Below are 17,402 nucleotides of genomic sequence, written 5' to 3'. Positions count from 1 at the left end.
TGGGCCGAATTATAGCGGGTTCGCTTTTCACCCGAAGGCCGTCCGAATGGTAGGGTCTGTGCATTTCGGCGATTTTTCTGTGCTCGGCCGCGGAATCCGTGGCGCAGAGCCCGCTCCGGCAACGCTTCCGGCCCGCCGGCAGCACATCGTTGTGCCTGTGCAAAAAAATTCGCTTGCCGGGAAATTTCACGTGGAACACACCCGTTCGATGCCTGTGCCCGGCACAGCAACCCGGACGGAACACCCTGTGCGACCGCGCCCACCCTCTCCCTCACAGAATTTCGGACGGTTAGCTCGACACTTATCCCCTGTGACCCGGCACAACATCCCCAGTGGGTGGAACAGGCGACAGCCACCGGCGAACGATGCTCCGGATCGTCGTCCGCGCTGCACAGAGCTTCCGATTGTTTCCCTTGCACTTATCCCCCGGCCGCTAGCCGTCGCGTGTCGGGGTCGCATCTCACCCAAAAACAAAAACGGCGTGTTTCACGTGAAACACGCCGCCCGTTTCCCGCCCATCACGCCACCGATCAGGCCGTTTTCTTCACTAGTCCGAGGTACGTCTCGATCACGCGTGGATTCTGCGCGAGTTCGGCCGCCGGCCCTTCCAGCGCAAATTCGCCTGTCTCCAGCACATAGCCGTAATCGGAGATCTGCAGTGCAGCCCGTGCGTTCTGCTCGATCAGCAGCGTAGCTACGCCCGTACCGCGCAACGCGCTGATGATATGAAAAATCTCCTTCACGATCAGCGGCGCCAGCCCGAGGCTCGGCTCGTCGAGCATCAGCAGATCGGGCTTGCCCATCAGTGCGCGTCCAACCGCGAGCATCTGCCGCTCGCCGCCGGATAGCGTGCCAGCCGCCTGCTTGCGGCGCTCCTTCAGCCGCGGAAACAGGGCGAACACATGATCGAGCTGGTCGAGGAAGTTCGCTTCACCGGCCTGCTTGCGCCGATACGCGCCCAATACGAGGTTGTCTTCGACCGTCATCGTGCTGAACAGCTCACGCTTTTCCGGTACGAGGCACATCCCGCGTGCGACGCGCTGTTCGACCGGCAATGCGCCGACGTCGTGCCCGCGGTACACGATCGCACCCGATGCATGCCCGGTCACCGGCAGCGCGCCCATGATCGCGTTCAGCAGCGTCGATTTGCCGGCGCCGTTCGGGCCGATCACGCTGACGATCTGCCCCGCGCCAACCTTGATCGCCGCGCCGTGCAGCGCCTCCACCTTCCCGTACCGGACCGCCAGCCCGCGCACTTCGAGAATCGGCATCGTCGTGTCCGTCATCACTCCACCCCGCCCAGATACGCTTCCAGCACCGCCGGATCCTGCTGCACGTCTTGCGGCAGTCCTTCCGCGATCCGCGTGCCGAACTCCATCACCACCAAACGGTCGGTGAGATTCATCACGAAATCCATGTCGTGTTCCACGAGCAACACGCTCATGCCTTCCGCCTTCAGCCGTCGCAGCAGATCGGCGAGTTGCTGCTTCTCCTGGTAACGCAGCCCGGCGGCCGGCTCGTCGAGCAGCAGCAGCGTCGGATCGCAGCACAGCGCCCGCGCGATTTCGAGAATTCGCTGCTGCCCCAGCGCGAGGCTGCCCGCTTCGTCGTACATGTGCTTTTCAAGCCCGACGCGGCGAATCTGGCGTGCGGCCTCAGCCAGCAACTGCGCTTCCTCATGTGCATTGAGCCGCGCGACGCTGCGCCACACGCCCGTACGGCCACGCAGGTGCGCACCGATCGCGACGTTCTCGAGCACCGTCATCGCCGGCAACAGCTTCACGTGCTGGAACGTCCGGCCGATGCCGCGGCGGACGATCTGGCGCGATGTGAGCCCGTCGATACGCTCGCCACGGAACCTGATCGTGCCGCCCGTCGGCTTCAGCACACCCGTCACGAGGTTGAACGTGGTCGACTTGCCGGCGCCGTTCGGGCCGATCAGCCCGATGATCTGCCCCGCTTTCACGTCGAAGCTGACGTCGTTGACGGCCACGAGCCCGCCGAACTGCTTGCGCGCATTGTCGACGACGAGCAGCGGCTCGCCGGCCGTCGGCTTCGCGCGTTGCGGCAACGGATCGGCGTGCTCGGGCACATGCGCGCGCGGCCCACGCGGGAACAGCCTCGCGACGAACGGCCACACGCCCTGACGCGCGTACTGCAGCAGCAGCACCATCAGCACGCCGAACACGATGATCTCGAAGTTGCCTTCCGAGCCGAGCAGCTTCGGCAGCAGCGTCTGCAGATAGTCCTGCAGCACGGTCAGGATCGCGGCGCCGAGCACCGCGCCCCACACGTGCGACACGCCGCCGACCACGGCCATGAACAGAAACTCGATCCCGTGGTTCAGCCCGAACGGCGTCGGGTTCACCGCGCGCTGCAGGTGCGCGTACAGGAAGCCCGATACGGCCGCGAGCACGGCCGCATAGACGAAGATCACGACGCGCATCCACGCGGTGTTCACGCCCATCGCCTCGGCCATCACGCCGCCGCCGCGCAGCGCGCGGATCGCACGGCCCGGGCGGCTGTTCAGCAGGTTCTGCACCGACACGATCGCAGCCAGCACGACGGCCCAGATCAGGAAATACAGGCTGCGCCCGCTTCCAAGCTCGATGCCGAACAGGTTCAGCGCCGGAATCCCGTTGATGCCGTCGTACTTGCCGAGCAGTTCGAGGTTGCCGAACAGGTAGAACAGCGCGAGGCCCCACGCGATCGTGCCGAGCGGCAGGAAGTGGCCGGACAGCCGCATCGTGACCGCGCCGAGCACGAGCGCGACGAGCGCCGTCAGTACGACGCCGACGATCAGCGCGAGCCACGGCGACACGCCGTATCGCGTCGTCAGGAACGCGGTCGCATAGGCGCCGATGCCGACGAACGCGGCCTGCCCGAAGCTCGTCATCCCGCCGACGCCCGTCAGCAGCACGAGCCCGATCGCGACGATCGCGTAGAGGCCGATGTAGTTCAGCAGCGTGATCCAGTATTCGGGCACCTGCAGCGCACCAGGCAGCACCGGCAGCGCGAACAGCACCACGAGAAACACCCAGAAGGTCTTGTTGCGTACCATCGTCTTCATCGTGTCACTCCTCTTCCTCTTCCGCGTGCGGCGTCGCGAAGCTCCGCCACAGCAGCACCGGAATGATCAGCGTGAACACGATCACCTCCTTGTACGCGCTCGCCCAGAACGACGAATACGATTCGAGCACGCCGACGAGCAGCGAGCCGGCGGCCGCGAGCGGATAGCTGACGAGCCCGCCGATGATCGCGCCAACGAAACCCTTCAGGCCGATCAGGAAGCCCGAGTCGTAGTAGATCGTCGTCAGCGGGCCGACGAGGATCCCGGACAGCACGCCGAGCCCCGCCGCGAACGTGAACGCGAGCCGCCCTGCCTCGGTCGTGCCGATGCCGACGAGCCGCGCGCCGAGCCGGTTCACCGACGTCGCGCGCAGCGCCTTGCCGGCGATCGTGCGGCCGAAGTACACGTAGAGCGCGCCGATCAGCACGAGTGCCGTCACGACGACCAGGATGCTCTGCACCGACACGGTCATGCTGCCGATCGCGAGCGACGCATCCGAAAACCCGTTAGTGCGCGAACCTTCCGCGCCGAACATCACGAGCCCGAGGCCAACCATCGCGAAGTGGACGGCGACCGACACGATCAGCAGCAGCAGCGTCGTGCCTTCGGCGATCGGCTGGTACACGAGCCGGTAGACGAACGGCCCCATCGGCACGACGATCGCGAGTGTCAGCGCGATCTGCGCGAGCATCGGCAGCGGCTGTGCGGCAAAGCTGCGCGTGATCGCGAACACCGCGAGCGGCAGCAGGACGTAGCGGCTGCCGAGTGTCGCGAGTGTGCGGCCGAGCTGATGGCGACGTTCGCGATGCCGGATCAGGCCGCCGACTTCGAGCAGGAAGCACGCGATGCCCATCACGAACAACAGCCAGCAGGTGGCGGGAAATTTCTGCGCCTGCAACGCGGCAAGCGTCAGCGCACCGTAGGCGACGAATTCGCCCTGGGGAATGAAGATCACCCGCGTGACGGAAAACACCAGCACGAGCGCCAGCGACAGCAATGCATATATGGCGCCGGTCGTGATGCCGTCTTGCGCGAGGATCGCTGCAATCGAGAGATCCATACGTTTCGTGTATCGAGAATGCTGCGGAGAAACGAAAGACGGAAACGGCCGGGGCGCGCGGACGGCAAGACCGGTGCGCAGGCACCCGGCGACGGGCCCCGGCGGTTCCAGGCGGCATGGGCGCGACCCGTCGGGCCGCGCACCCTGCCGACGGCACGCACGGCGCCGTTCGCGCCGCGCACGCCGGTTTCACGTGATGCTTACTCGGCCTGCAGCTTCCACTTGCCGTCGACGATCTGCACCATCACGCGCGCACGCGTATCGAAGCCGTTGTGATCGGTCGGCGTCATGTTGATCACGCCGTGCGACACGGGCAGGTCCTTCACGCTTTCGAGCGACGCGCGCAGCGCTTCGCGGAACGCCTCGGTGCCCGGCTGGCCCTTCTTCAGCGCTTCCGGAATCGCACGCTGCAGCAGCAGCCCCGCATCCCACGCATGGCCGCCGAACGTCGCCAGCGAGCCCGCGCCGTAGGCCTTCTCGTACGCGGCCTTGTACCCGAGCGCCGGCTTCTTCACCGGATTCGAATCGGGCAGCTGGTCGGTCACGAGCACCGGGCCGGCCGGCAGGATCTCGCCTTCGCAGTCCTTGCCGCACACACGCAGGAAGTCGTTGTTCGCGACGCCGTGCGTCTGGTACACCTTGCCCTTGTAGCCGCGCTCCTTCAGCGTCTTCGCCGGCAGCGCCGCCGGCGTGCCCGAGCCGGCGATCAGCACCGCATCGGGATTCGAGCCCATCAGCTTCAGCACCTGCCCCATCACCGACGCGTCGGTACGGTTGAAGCGCTCGTTCGACACGACCTTCAGGCCGTTCTTCGCGGCCGCCGCGTTGAACGTGTTGTACCAGCTGTCGCCGTACGCATCGGCGAAGCCGATGAAGCCGACCGTCTTCACGCCGTGCTTCGCCATGTAGCCGGCGATCGCGTCGGCCATCAGCTGGTCGTTCTGCGGCACCTTGAACATCCAGGCGCGCTTCGCATCCATCGGCGAGATGATCTGCGCGCTCGCCGCGAGCGAGATCGTCGGCGTCTTGCCCTGCGACACGGGATCGAGCATCGCGAGCGAGTTCGGCGTGACGGACGAACCGATGATCGCGTCGACGTGATCCTCGTCGATCAGCTTGCGCACGTTCTGCACCGCGCGGCTCGTGTCGGATGCGTCGTCGAGCACGATGTACTGCACGCTCTTGCCGGCGATTTCCTTCGGCAGCAGCGCGATCGTGTTCTTTTCCGGAATCCCGAGCGACGCGGCCGGCCCGGTGGCCGACAGCGTCACGCCGATCTTCACCTGCGCCGACGCCGTGGCGGCCGCGCACACGAGGCCCGCGGCAAGCAGAACTTCCATCCATCGATTCATCTTCATTTATGTCGTCTCCAAACGCTGCTCGAAAAAGCCACGGGTCGCTCGGGCGGCTCCCGGTCTCCAAACAAGTTAATAATTTAACTATCTCGCCTTGCCCCGCCTACACTCGTTTTCCCGTGAAACGCCGGCGCCGCCATCGAGCCCCGGCGATACCGCACATGCACGCGCCGCAGCGCGTGCCGAAACGGTCGTTCGACCGCCACGATGCGCGGCGGCAATGTCGTCAGGATGAAGGAAACGGAGAAAAGCGGCGCTGTGCGAAACGCGATCGATGCGGGCGCAACGATCGCCGGAAGGTCCGCCGGCCGGGCCTGATACGGCTCCATGCGCGGGCAATGCAGGATCGGAAAAACGGCCGTTCATGCGAATGCGAACGACGCATCGGATGCGAACGCAACGACCGGACAGACCATCGTGCCGGCAAATTGCATCGGAACGCACATGTCGGCCGCAGAGCGGCTCGTGAAAGCCGGGGCATACCGATGCACGTCCGCCCCCGAACGAGCGGCGCCAGCCGCCCCTCCCGCCCCGATCCTTCGTCCCGCGCTTCTCATCCAACCGCACTCCCTCTTCTGCATTTTGCTTGTAGGAGAACTGCCGACCGTTTTCCCGACCGCACGGTCGGCGAAAGCTGAGTGTAACGGACGCTTTTTGCGCACGCCAACCGGGTAAGCCCGGACGGCATGCGCACGGCTGCGCGCCGGCGGCGATCGACCGGCAGGAACGGATGAAATCGGGGGGACGGGATGACGCGCGAGTGACGCGAGGCAAAACACGGGCGCGCGGAACGCAGCGCGATTCGCCTGCACCATCGATGAAAATTCGTGCACCAAATGAAAAAGCGCTGTTGGATTCCGTCCAACAGCGCTTTAGGGTCCGGGCACTTTGTGCCTCGATTGTCTCCTCGTTCTCCACCTGCAAATTCGTTTCGCGGTGCATCAGAACTAGGGTGAATCTTAAAGAGGCTTAAGCACCACGGCAACTTAGCATTTACCCCTATGGTGCATCGCCGCACGAAAATGGGGCAGCAGCCAGCCGCGCGGTGCCACCCCGAGCGCGCTGCGACGCGCTTCACGAGCATGCCGGATGGTGCTTCGCATCAACCGGCGGCGACGTGCGCGGCATGCGCTCAGGAGGCCCTGAGCGGCTTGATCCGCGCGACCATCTCGCCGACGATGCCGCGCCGGAACGCGAGCACGCACACGATGAAGATCAGCCCCGTGACGATCGTCGCCGATTCGCCGAGCGAATGGAACCACGCGACGCCCGTCGCCGATGCGAGCCCTTCGCCGATGTCGCCGAGCCGGTCTTCGAGCGCGACGATCAGCGCCGCGCCGAGCAGCGGCCCGAACAGCGTGCCCATGCCGCCGACGAGCGTCATCAGCACGACCAGGCCCGACATCGTCCAGTACGCGTCCGACAGCGTCTCGAAGCCGAGCACGAGCACCTTCAGCGAGCCGGCCAGTCCCGCGATGCCCGCCGACAGGATGAACGCGAGCAGCTTGAAACGGTCGGTGTCGTAGCCGAGCGAGATCGCGCGCGCCTCGTTCTCCTTGATCGCGACGAGCACCTGGCCGAACGGCGAATGCACGACACGCACGATGAACGCGCACGCGGCAACGACCACCGCCACCACGACGTAGTACAGCGCGACGTCGTTCGACAGGTCGAGCAGCCCGAACAGGTGACCGCGCGGCACGCCCTGCAACCCGTCTTCGCCGTGCGTGAACGGCGCCTGCAGGTAGATGAAATAGACCATCTGCGCGAACGCGAGCGTGATCATCGCGAAGTAGATGCCCTGCCGGCGGATCGCGAACAGCCCGACGACGAGCCCGAGCAGCGTCGCGGCAACGGTGCCGACGAGCACCCCGAGTTCCGGCGTGAAGCCGAGCGTCTGCATCGAATAACCGGTCGCATAACCGGCGGTCGCGAGGAACATCGCATGACCGAACGACAGCAGCCCCGTATAGCCGATCAGCAGGTTGAATGCGGCCGCGAACAGCGCGAACGTGAGCACCTTCATCACGAACACCGGGTACGCGCCGATGAACGGCGCGGCGAGCAGTGCGGCAAGCAGCACGCCGTAGAGCACTTTTCTCTGCATCATTTTTCCTTGCCGAAGAGGCCCGCCGGGCGGAACAGCAGCACGATCGCCATGATCACGAACACGACGGTGGCCGACGCTTCGGGGTAGAACACGCGCGTGAAACCCTCGATCACGCCGAGCATCAGGCCCGTGACGATCGAGCCGAGGATCGACCCCATCCCGCCGATCACGACCACCGCGAACACGGTGATGATCATCGGCTGGCCCATCAGCGGCGACACCTGGATCACCGGCGCGGCCAGCACGCCCGCGAACGCCGCGAGCGCGACGCCGAAGCCGTAGGTGAGCGTGATCATCATCGGCACGTTCACGCCGAATGCCTCGACGAGCTTCGGGTTCTCGGTGCCCGCGCGCAGGTAGGCGCCGAGGCGCGTCTTCTCGATCACGAACCAGGTCACGAGACACACCGCGAGCGACGCGACGACCACCCACGCACGGTAGTTCGGCAGGAACATGAAGCCGAGGTTGGTGGCGCCGGACAGCTGCGACGGCACGTCGTACGGCTGGCCGGACGAGCCGTAGATCGACCGGAACACGCCTTCGACGACCAGCGTGAGCCCGAACGTGAGCAGCAGCCCGTACAGGTGATCGAGCTTGTACAGCCAGCGCAGCATCGAGCGTTCGATCAGGATCCCGAACGCACCGACGACCAGCGGCGCGATCACGAGCATCGCCCAGTACGGCAGCCCGAAGTACGACAGGCCCATCCACGCGAGCATCGCGCCCAGCATGAACAGCGCGCCGTGCGCGAAGTTGATCACGTTGAGCAGCCCGAAGATCACCGCGAGCCCGAGGCTCAGGATCGCGTAGAACGAGCCGTTGACGAGCCCGAGCAGCAACTGGCTCAGCATCGCCGGCAACGGAATGCCAAAGATTTCCATCGACTTAGCCGTCAGTATGAGTTTCGTTGCGCGCGCAACCTTCTCGGGATACGCACGCGGGCGGCGCAGCGGGGCACATCGCTGCGGCCGCCACCGTGCGGCGCGCAACTCGCGCGCCGCCAAGCCCCGCTTACTTCCACAACGCGCAGCGCGATTCCTGCTTGGTCCCGAACGCCTGTTCGCCCGGAATCGTCGCGAGCACCTTGTAGTAATCCCACGGCTCCTTCGATTCAGCAGGCTTCTTCACTTCCATCAGGTACATGTCGTGGATCATGCTGCCGTCCGTGCGGATGTAGCCCTTCGCGTAGAAGTCGTTGATCTTGATCTTCTTCAGCTCGGCCATCACCTTGTCGGAATCGGTCGTGCCGGCAGCCTGGACCGCCTTCAGGTAGGTCGTCACCGACGAGTAGTCGGCCGCCTGCAGGCTCGACGGCATCTTCTTCATCTTGCCGAAGTAGCGTTGCGCCCACTGGCGCGACGCCGCATCGCGGTTCCAGTACCAGCTGTCGGTCAGCACGAGGCCCTGCGTCGTCTCGAGGCCGAGGCTGTGCACGTCGTCGATGAACATCAGCAGCGCGGCGAGCTTCATCGTCTTCGTGATGCCGAACTCCTTCGCGGCCTTGATCGAGTTGATCGTGTCGCCGCCCGCGTTCGCGAGGCCGAGGATCTGCGCCTTCGACGCCTGCGCCTGCAGCAGGAACGACGAGAAATCCGACGCGGACAGCGGGTGACGCACCGCACCGAGCACCTGCCCGCCGTTCGCCTTCACGACATCCGACGTGTTCTTCTCGAGCGCCTTGCCGAACGCGTAGTCGGCAGTCAGGAAGAACCAGCTCTTGCCGCCCTGCTTCACCACCGCCGAACCGGTGCCCTTCGCGAGCGCCATCGTGTCGTATGCGTAGTGGACCGTGTACGGCGTGCACTGCTCGTTCGTCAGCGTGTCGGCGCCCGCGCCGATGTTGATGTAGACCTTCTTCTTCTCGGCCGCGACCTGGTTCATCGACAGCGCGGTGGCGGAGTTCGTGCCGCCGACCAGCAGGTCGAGCCCGCCACGGTCCATCCATTCACGCGCCTTCGACGCGGCGATGTCGGCCTTATTCTGGTGATCGGCATAGACGACCTCGATCGGCTTGCCGAGCACCTTGCCGCCGAAATCGGCGACCGCCATGCGGATCGCCTCGAGGCCGCCCTGCCCGTCGATGTCCGCGTAAAGCCCCGACATGTCGGTGATGAAGCCGATCTTCACGGTATCCGCGGCCTGCGCGGCGCCGGTGGTGAACGCGGCCGCCGCGAGCGCGAGACAGGCGTGTGCGAGGGTCTTCATTTTCATTGACGTCTCCTGTTGTTCTGATGCGTTGTGGTTGTTCGAAGCCGCCACGGCTAGCGGCGAAAGAGACGGGGCGGCGTCACACCCCGAGCAGGTCGTGCAGGGTCGGCATCTTGCTTTCCAGTTCCGCCGCCTGGAAATGTTCGACGATGCTGCCGTGCTCCATCACGTAGAACCGGTCGGCGAGCGGCGCCGCGAAGCGGAAATTCTGTTCGACCATCACGATCGTGTAGCCGCGCGCCTTCAGCGCGACGATCATCCGCGCCAGCGACTGCACGATTACCGGCGCGAGGCCTTCGGAGATCTCGTCGAGCAGCAGCAGGTTCGCGCCGGTGCGCAGGATCCGCGCGACCGCGAGCATCTGCTGCTCGCCGCCGGACAGCCGCGTGCCCTGGCTCTGCCGGCGCGATGCGAGGTTCGGGAACATCGTGTAGATCTCGTCGATCGACATCGCGTGATCGCGCGGGCCGATCGGCGGCGGCAGCATCAGGTTCTCCTCGCACGAGAGGCTCGAGAAGATCCCGCGCTCCTCCGGGCAGTAGCCGACACCGAAATGCGCGATGCGGTGTGTCGCGAGGCCGATCGTCTCGTTGCCCGCGACCTTGATCGACCCGCTGCGGCGGCCCGTGAGGCCCATGATCGCGCGCAGCGTCGTCGTGCGGCCCGCGCCGTTGCGGCCGAGCAGCGTGACGACCTCGCCGCGATGCACCGTCAGGTCGACACCGTGCAATATGTGGGATTCCCCGTACCAGGCCTCCAGGCCCGTGATCTCCAGCGCGGGCGTACCGCTTTCGACGCCGCTCAATTCGCGTTCCTCCCGTTCGCTGTGCTTCATGCGTGCGCCCCCGCGAGCGCCGCGTCGGCGCTGCCCATGTAGGCTTCGATGACGAGCGGATTCTTCGACACTTCCGCATACGAGCCTTCGGCCAGCACCTCGCCGCGTTGCAGGACGGTGATCGTGTCGGAGATGCCCGCGATCACGTTCATGTTGTGCTCGACCATCAGGATGGTGCGGCCGCTCGCGACCTTCTTGATCAGTGCGGTCACGCGATCGACGTCCTCGTGGCCCATCCCTTGCGTGGGCTCGTCGAGCAGCATCAGCTCGGGCTCCATCGCGAGCGTGGTCGCGATCTCCAGCGCGCGCTTGCGGCCGTATGCGAGTTCGACGGTCGGCACCTGCGCGAAATCGGTGAGGCCGACCTGCGTGAGCAGATCCATCGCACGGTCGTCGAGCCGCTTGAGCGTGCGTTCGCTGCGCCAGAAATGGAATTCGGTGCCGAGCGCGCGCTGCAGGCCGATGCGCACGTTCTGCAATGCGGTCAGGTGCGGAAAGACGGCCGAGATCTGGAACGAACGGATGATGCCGCGCCGCGCGACCTGCGCGGGCCGCTCGTCGGTGATGTCGATCCCGTTGAAGACGATCTGCCCGGCCGTCGGCGTCAGGAATTTGGTGAGGAGGTTGAAGCAGGTCGTCTTGCCTGCGCCGTTCGGTCCGATCAACGCATGGATCGCACCGCGACGCACACGCAGGTTCACGCCGTTGACGGCCGTGAAACCCCTGAATTCCTTGGTCAGTCCGCGTGTTTCCAGAATCGTGTCGCCGAGAATCATGTTCCCTTCCATACGAAGTCAGGCGAAGCACCGGGAAGATTCGCGCGAAGCGGCCGCGAAACACGTCAGCGGATGAGCAGGCTGCCCCGGGCGCCGTGTTACGCCTCGAGGGTGGTCTCCCGCGCCGACGCGTATGCACACTGCGCCACATTGTCTCGCCGTTGGTGCAGTGCAATCATCGGGATTTGCACTTATAGGGCTGGCCGCCATGTCGCGTGCGGTTGTGCTCGGTTTTTCGCCACGTTTTTTTGACACGTGCATCATCGACCGTTGTCTCTTCGCACGGCGCGGCAGGCACGCAGCAAGAAAGCCGTGCGGCTGCACGGCTTGCATGGATCTTGCCGGTGAAGCGACGCAATCGACACGATCGGCCCCGGCAGCTTGTTTCGCATATCGAATCAGCGGGCGTCATCATGACGGCCCGCTGTCGTGCGTGTCAGCGTTCCGTCACGCGGCCGTCGCCGCGGGCTCCGTTCGCACCGTCGTCGCTTCGCGCGCCGCGCGGCGATCGGCACGGATCATGTCGCTCGCGCGCTCGGCGATCATCAGCGTCGGTGAATTGGTATTGCCCGATGTAATGAAGGGCATCACCGACGCATCGACGATCCGCAGCCCGGCGATGCCGCGTACGCGCAGCCGGCTGTCGACGACCGCACGCTCGTCGTCGGCCCGCCCCATCCGGCAGGTGCCGACCGGGTGGAAGATCGTCGTGCCGACGGCGCCCGCCGCGTCGATCAGCTCGGCTTCGCTGCGGTATTGCGTGCCGGGCAGGATTTCCTCGGGCCGATAACGCGCGAGCGCCGGCGCGGACGCGATCCGGCGCGTGAGGCGCAGCGCGTTCGCGGCGACGTGGCGATCGTGGTCGGTCGACAGATAGTTCGGCGCGATTGCGGGTGCGACACCCGGATCGGCGCTCGCGACATGCACGCTGCCGCGCGACGTCGGCCGCAGATGGCACACGGACGCCGTAAATGCATTGAAGCTGTGCAGCGGCTCGCCGAAACGTTCGAGCGACAGCGGCTGCACGTGGTATTCGAGATCGGGGCGCGTGAGTGCCGGATCGTCGGGATCGGATTTCGCGAATGCGCCGAGTTGCGACGGCGCCATCGACATCGGCCCGCGCTGCAGCAACGCATATTCCGCGCCGATCATCAGCTTGCCCCACCAGTGCGCGGACAGCGTGTTGAGCGTGCGCACGCCTTCGACGCGAAACGCCATCCGCAATTGCAGGTGATCCTGCAGGTTTTCGCCGACGCCCGGCAGATCCTGCACGACGTCGATGCCGAGCGCCTGCAGCCGCCGGCCGTCGCCGATGCCCGACAGTTCGAGCAGCTGCGGCGAATTCACGGCGCCGGACGTCAGCAGCACCTCCGAGCGCGCCCGCGCAACGTAATCGGTGCCGCCGCCGCGATATTCGACGCCGACCGCGCGCCGCCCGTCGAAAATCACGCGTTGCGCGTGCGCGCCGGTGATCACGGTCAGGTTCGGGCGCGCCATCGCGGGCCGCAGGAACGCCTTCGACGTATTCCAGCGCACGCCGCGCTTCTGGTTCACCTCGAAATAACCGACCCCGGAATTGTCACCGCGGTTGAAGTCGTCGGTTGCCGGGATGCCCGTCTGCTGCGCGGCCTGCGCGAACGATTCGAGGATCTCCCAGCGCAGCCGCTGCTTCTCGACGCGCCAGTAACCGCCCGCGCCGTGTGCGTCGCTCGCGCCCGCATGGTGGTCCTCGCTGCGCTTGAAGATCGGCAGCACGCTGTCCCACGACCAGCCGGCGTCGCCGGTTTCCTGCGCCCAGCTGTCGTAATCCTCGCGCTGGCCGCGCATGTAGATCATCCCGTTGATCGACGAGCAGCCGCCGAGCACGCGGCCGCGCGGATACGACAGCGCCCGGCCGTTGAGCGCCGCTTCGGGTTGGGTCTTGTACAGCCAGTCGGTGCGCGGGTTGCCGATGCAATACAGATAGCCGACCGGGATGTGGATCCAGTGATAGTCGTCCTTGCCGCCTGCTTCGAGCAGCAGCACGCGGATGTCGGGATCCTCGGTCAGGCGGTTCGCGAGCACGCAGCCCGCGGTGCCCGCGCCGACGATCACGTAGTCGAATTCGCCTTCGAGCGTGCGTGGAGTACTCACGGCGTGTCCCCTTCTTCGTTGTTGTGCGCCGCGCGGCGCGGTGCCGCGCGCATTTTCAGCATAGTGCGTCGCGGCCCGCGCTGGCGGCCGCGCGACACGACCGATGAAGCGTACTCCCGCTGCCGGCTGCCGATCCAATGAGTTATGCTGAACTGCGTTATAAGCCGCGCTCATATCACGACGATGGATCTCACCCTGCTCCGTGCGTTCGCGACGGTCGCACGTGAAGGCAACCTGACACGCGCCGCCGTGCAGCTGCACCTGACGCAGCCGGCCGTCAGCCTGCAGATCAAGCATCTGCAGGAAACACTCGGCGTCACGCTGTTTACGCGCACGTCGCGCGGGCTCGCGCTCACGCGCGACGGCCAGACCCTGCTGCCGCATGCGGAACGCGCGCTCGCCGCGGCCGCCGACGTGCAGCGCGCCGCTGCTGCGCTGCGGCACGAGGTGCGCGGCCGGCTGCGGATCGGCACGATCCTCGATCCGGGCTTCCTGCGGCTCGGCGGCTTCCTGCGCGCGCTCGTCGAAACCCATCCGCAGATCGAAACGGCGCTGCGGCACGGGATGTCGGGTTGGGTCATCGAACAGGTGCGCACGCAGGCGCTCGACGTCGGCTACTACATCGGCCGGCCGGGCGAGGACGATCCGCTCGACGGCGCACTGTTCCACACCGTCACGCTCACGCATTTCGAGTACCGCGTGCTCGCGCCGGCCGGCTGGAAGGAGCGCGTACAGCGCGTGAACGACTGGCGCTCGCTTGCCGCGCTGCCGTGGATCTGGACGCCGCCGGCATCCGCGCACCACCGGCTGCTGTCGCGGCGCTTCGCCGACGCCGGCGCGCAGCCGCTCAAGGTTGCCGAGGTCGACCAGGAGCAGTCGATGCTCGATCTCGTCAAATCGGGCATCGGATTGACGCTCGCGCGCGATTCGACCGCGCTGGCCGAAGCGCACGCGCATGCGCTGACGATCGTCGAACGCGTGACGGTGCCGACCGAGCTCACCTTCGTGACGCTCGCCGAGCGGCGCGACGAACCGGCGATCGCGGCGGCGCTGCGGCTGATCGAAGCGCAGTGGGCGATATGAGCGGTGCTGATGAAAGTGCGCGTGCCGGGCGTCGGGCCTCGGGCATCCCGCTGCCGGGCACGACTCGCGTCATCGCGCCGCACCCCGCCCCCGCCGTCACGCCACCGTCTCCACGTTTTTGCTAGATTGTGCGTTCGCACACCGCGAGACCCCGATTGAAGGAGACCCGCATGGCCCGCAACATCGAGATCAAAGCCCGCGCCCGCGAATTCGACCAGCTGCGCGAACAGGCGGCCAAACTCGCGACCGAAGCGCCGCTCTTCTATCGCCAGCAGGATTTCTTCTATGACGTGCCGCGCGGCCGGCTGAAGCTGCGCCGCTTCGAGGACGGCACGCCGGCCGAACTGATCTTCTACCAGCGCGACGACCGCGACGGCCCGAAGGCGTCGTACTACACGCGCAGCCCGGTGACGAACCCCGACGCGATGCACGCGCTGCTCGCCACCGCGCTGACCACGCGCGGGATCGTGACGAAGGAACGGCACGTGTACCTGGCGGGCCGCACGCGCATCCATCTCGACCGCGTCGACGGCCTCGGCGATTTCATTGAACTGGAAGTCGTGCTCGGCCCCGACGACGACGAAGCCGGCGGCGAAGCCGAAGCGCACGACGTGTTCGCGAAGCTCGGCGTGTCGCCGGACGATCTCGTCGCGGTCGCATACGTCGACCTGCTGAACGCCGACACGCAGCACGAAGCGGCCTGATCCGGCCCTGCCCCGGGGCGGCGCAACCCGCGCCGCCTTCGACCCTGCCGCGCCGTCGCCGCCCTGCCGCCGTGTCAGGCCGCGCCGGGCGCCAGGTGCGCGAGCGGCAGCGCGCCGTTGCGCTTGAAGGTCGTCAGCACGATGTTCGAGCGCACGCTGTCGACGCCCGGCACGCGCATCAGCTTCTTCATCACGAACTGCGACAGCGCGTTCAGGTCGGGCGCGACGATCCGCAACAGGTAGTCCGCATCGCCCACCACCGCATGGCATTCGAGCACTTCGGGCAGCACGTCGATCTGCTGCTGGAACTGCTCGATGATCGAATCGCCGTGGTGCTTGAGCTTGAGGCTCGTGAACGCGGTGACGCCGAGCCCAAGCTTTTCGGGCCGGAGCATCACGCGGTAGCCTTCGATCACGCCGGCCGCCTCGAGCCGCTGCAGCCGCCGGCCGATCTGCGACGGCGACAGCGGCACCTCCTCGCCGAGCTGCTGATGCGTCGCGCGGCCGAAGCGCTGCAGCACGTCCAGCAGCGCGAGATCGAAGTGATCGAGTTCCAGCATGAGCATTCTCCGCATTGATCCTTTGTTTGATGCGCGATTATCGCATCATCGTGCGAATTAACGCCAATATTGCGCCCATTCCGCGCGCAGCCCGCTCTACACTTGCATGGTTCACAACCGCCGCGTGCAGAGCCAGATCATGTCCACCGTCGTCACCGCGAAACTGCAGGAGCAGTTCGATGCGGGCCTCGAAACCCGCGCCGATTTCACCATCGACCAGCCGCTCGCGCGATACGGCCAGGTCGACCACGCGGTGTGGAAGCAGCTCTATGCACGCCAGTCCGCGCTGCTGCGCGGGCGCGCGTGCGACGCGTTCGTCGCGGGGCTCGGGAAGATCGACCTGCCGGCCGATCGCGTGCCGTCGTTCGCCGACGTGAACCGCCAGCTGAAGCCGGCAACGGGCTGGGAGATCGTCGCCGTGCCGGGCCTCGTGCCCGACCGCGTGTTCTTCGAGCATCTCGCGAACCGGCGCTTCCCGGTCACCTGGTGGATGCGCCGCCCCGACCAGCTCGACTACCTGCAGGAACCCGACTGCTTCCACGATCTCTTCGGCCACGTGCCGCTGCTGATCGACCCGGTGTTCGCCGACTACATGCAGGCGTACGGCCGCACCGCGCTCGCGGTCGCCGACGACGAAGCGGCGCTGGCGCGGCTCGCGCGACTCTACTGGTATACGGTGGAATTCGGATTGATCCGCGATCCGCGCGGCACGAACGGCCTGTCGATCTACGGCGCCGGGATCGTGTCGAGCAAGGGCGAAAGCCTGTACAGCCTCGAAAGCGCGGCGCCGAACCGGCTCGGCTTCGACCTCGAGCGCGTGATGCGCACGAAGTACCGGATCGACACGTTCCAGAAGACCTACTTCGTGATCGACGATTTCGCGCAACTGTTCGCGCTCGCCGACGTCGACGGCCGAGCGCTGGCCGACCGGCTGGCGGCGCTGCCCGAGTTCGCGGCCGGCGCGGTGCTCGATACTGATCGCGTGCTGCATCGCGGCACGGGCGAAGGCTGGCCCGACGACGCCGACGCGTGACCCGCGAACGCGCCGATGGTCGCCGGATGGCCGTCCCCGGATGGTCGTCCCACAACTATGAAACAATGACCGGTGCCGGCTTCGGCGCGCGGCGCAGCCGCGCGCGGGCGCCGTTACCGAACGAGAGGTGCAAGATGATCCACAAGCTCACATCAGAAGAACGCAAGACCCGGCTCGAAGGCCTGCCGCTCTGGTCGGCCGTACCGGGCCGCGACGCGATCCAGCGCAGCCTGCGCTTCGCCGATTTCAACGAAGCCTTCGGCTTCATGACGCGTGTCGCGATCAAGGCGCAGGAAATGAACCACCATCCGGAATGGTTCAACGTGTACAACCGCGTCGACATCACGCTGTCGACCCACGACGCCGACGGCCTGACCGAACGCGACATCGAACTGGCGCTTTTCATCGACCTTGCCGGCGCGCACGCGAAACCGGCCGCCTGACACCTTCCCCTACCGCCGCGCGTCCTTTGATG

The 17,402-nt window shown here is 66.3% G+C and carries 15 protein-coding genes; 4 read left to right on the top strand and 11 right to left on the bottom strand.

The window, feature by feature from the left end; all coding sequences use genetic code 11:
* Positions 1-530: 530 nt before the first annotated feature.
* The 10 genes from ABY44_RS20185 to ABY44_RS20140 all read right to left on the bottom strand — a co-directional run bounded on the left by ABY44_RS20185 (position 531) and on the right by ABY44_RS20140 (position 13,547).
* The gene (locus ABY44_RS20185) at positions 531-1,286 is read right to left on the bottom strand and encodes an ABC transporter ATP-binding protein (RefSeq protein ID WP_027788717.1); all 756 of its coding nucleotides are present in this window, start codon (positions 1,284-1,286) and stop codon (positions 531-533) included.
* Positions 1,286-3,070 carry a branched-chain amino acid ABC transporter ATP-binding protein/permease gene (locus ABY44_RS20180; protein ID WP_060174948.1) on the bottom strand — a complete coding sequence of 595 codons (1,785 nt, stop codon included), beginning with the start codon at positions 3,068-3,070 and terminating at the stop codon, positions 1,286-1,288. Before ABY44_RS20180 ends, ABY44_RS20185 begins: the two co-directional genes overlap by 1 nt.
* Before the next feature lie 4 nt (positions 3,071-3,074).
* Entirely contained in the window at positions 3,075-4,130 is a 1,056-nt protein-coding gene (locus ABY44_RS20175) for a branched-chain amino acid ABC transporter permease (protein WP_027788718.1), read from the bottom strand.
* A gap of 200 nt (positions 4,131-4,330) precedes the next feature.
* Positions 4,331-5,488 (bottom strand): ABC transporter substrate-binding protein, encoded by a 1,158-nt coding sequence (locus ABY44_RS20170; RefSeq protein ID WP_021160432.1) that lies wholly within the window; start codon positions 5,486-5,488, stop codon positions 4,331-4,333.
* A 1,129-nt stretch (positions 5,489-6,617) separates the two neighbouring features.
* Positions 6,618-7,592, bottom strand: coding sequence for a branched-chain amino acid ABC transporter permease (locus ABY44_RS20165; protein WP_027788719.1), 975 nt, complete (start codon positions 7,590-7,592; stop codon positions 6,618-6,620).
* Positions 7,592-8,476 carry a branched-chain amino acid ABC transporter permease gene (locus tag ABY44_RS20160; protein ID WP_021160429.1) on the bottom strand — a complete coding sequence of 295 codons (885 nt, stop codon included), beginning with the start codon at positions 8,474-8,476 and terminating at the stop codon, positions 7,592-7,594. The genes ABY44_RS20165 and ABY44_RS20160 overlap by 1 nt, the downstream gene beginning before the upstream one ends.
* Before the next feature lie 130 nt (positions 8,477-8,606).
* A complete protein-coding gene (locus ABY44_RS20155; RefSeq protein WP_027788720.1) occupies positions 8,607-9,806 on the bottom strand; it encodes an ABC transporter substrate-binding protein in 1,200 nt (399 codons plus the stop codon).
* A 76-nt stretch (positions 9,807-9,882) separates the two neighbouring features.
* Entirely contained in the window at positions 9,883-10,638 is a 756-nt protein-coding gene (locus ABY44_RS20150; RefSeq protein WP_021160427.1) for an ABC transporter ATP-binding protein, read from the bottom strand.
* Positions 10,635-11,414 (bottom strand): ABC transporter ATP-binding protein, encoded by a 780-nt coding sequence (locus tag ABY44_RS20145; RefSeq protein WP_021160426.1) that lies wholly within the window; start codon positions 11,412-11,414, stop codon positions 10,635-10,637. Before ABY44_RS20145 ends, ABY44_RS20150 begins: the two co-directional genes overlap by 4 nt.
* 447 nt (positions 11,415-11,861) lie before the next feature.
* Positions 11,862-13,547 carry a GMC family oxidoreductase gene (locus tag ABY44_RS20140; RefSeq protein WP_060174947.1) on the bottom strand — a complete coding sequence of 562 codons (1,686 nt, stop codon included), beginning with the start codon at positions 13,545-13,547 and terminating at the stop codon, positions 11,862-11,864.
* Between the two features lie 183 nt (positions 13,548-13,730).
* On the opposite strand from ABY44_RS20140, the gene ABY44_RS20135 reads away from it, so the two are divergent.
* Positions 13,731-14,630: a LysR family transcriptional regulator gene (locus ABY44_RS20135; RefSeq protein WP_059694483.1), complete on the top strand. Its 900-nt coding sequence runs from the start codon at positions 13,731-13,733 to the stop codon at positions 14,628-14,630.
* Between the two features lie 170 nt (positions 14,631-14,800).
* Entirely contained in the window at positions 14,801-15,334 is a 534-nt protein-coding gene (locus ABY44_RS20130; protein ID WP_027788723.1) for a class IV adenylate cyclase, read from the top strand.
* Positions 15,335-15,408: 74 nt separating this feature from the next.
* Here the strand turns inward: ABY44_RS20130 and ABY44_RS20125 are convergent, their stop codons facing one another.
* Positions 15,409-15,894 (bottom strand): Lrp/AsnC family transcriptional regulator, encoded by a 486-nt coding sequence (locus tag ABY44_RS20125; protein WP_006408082.1) that lies wholly within the window; start codon positions 15,892-15,894, stop codon positions 15,409-15,411.
* A gap of 139 nt (positions 15,895-16,033) precedes the next feature.
* Between ABY44_RS20125 and phhA the strand changes: the two genes are divergently transcribed.
* The gene (gene phhA / locus ABY44_RS20120) at positions 16,034-16,927 is read left to right on the top strand and encodes a phenylalanine 4-monooxygenase (RefSeq protein WP_059676020.1); all 894 of its coding nucleotides are present in this window, start codon (positions 16,034-16,036) and stop codon (positions 16,925-16,927) included.
* 65 nt (positions 16,928-16,992) lie between these two features.
* Complete coding sequence (locus tag ABY44_RS20115; RefSeq protein ID WP_260433370.1) at positions 16,993-17,370, top strand: 4a-hydroxytetrahydrobiopterin dehydratase; 378 nt, start codon at positions 16,993-16,995, stop codon at positions 17,368-17,370.
* Positions 17,371-17,402 lie beyond the last annotated feature (32 nt).

The organism is Burkholderia sp. ZZQ-2 (assembly GCF_050768715.1).
In the GTDB taxonomy this organism is placed as follows: Bacteria; Pseudomonadota; Gammaproteobacteria; order Burkholderiales; family Burkholderiaceae; genus Burkholderia; species Burkholderia cepacia.
The sequence above is the reverse complement of the archived record's forward strand: the minus strand, read 5'-3'. Positions and strand labels throughout refer to the sequence as shown.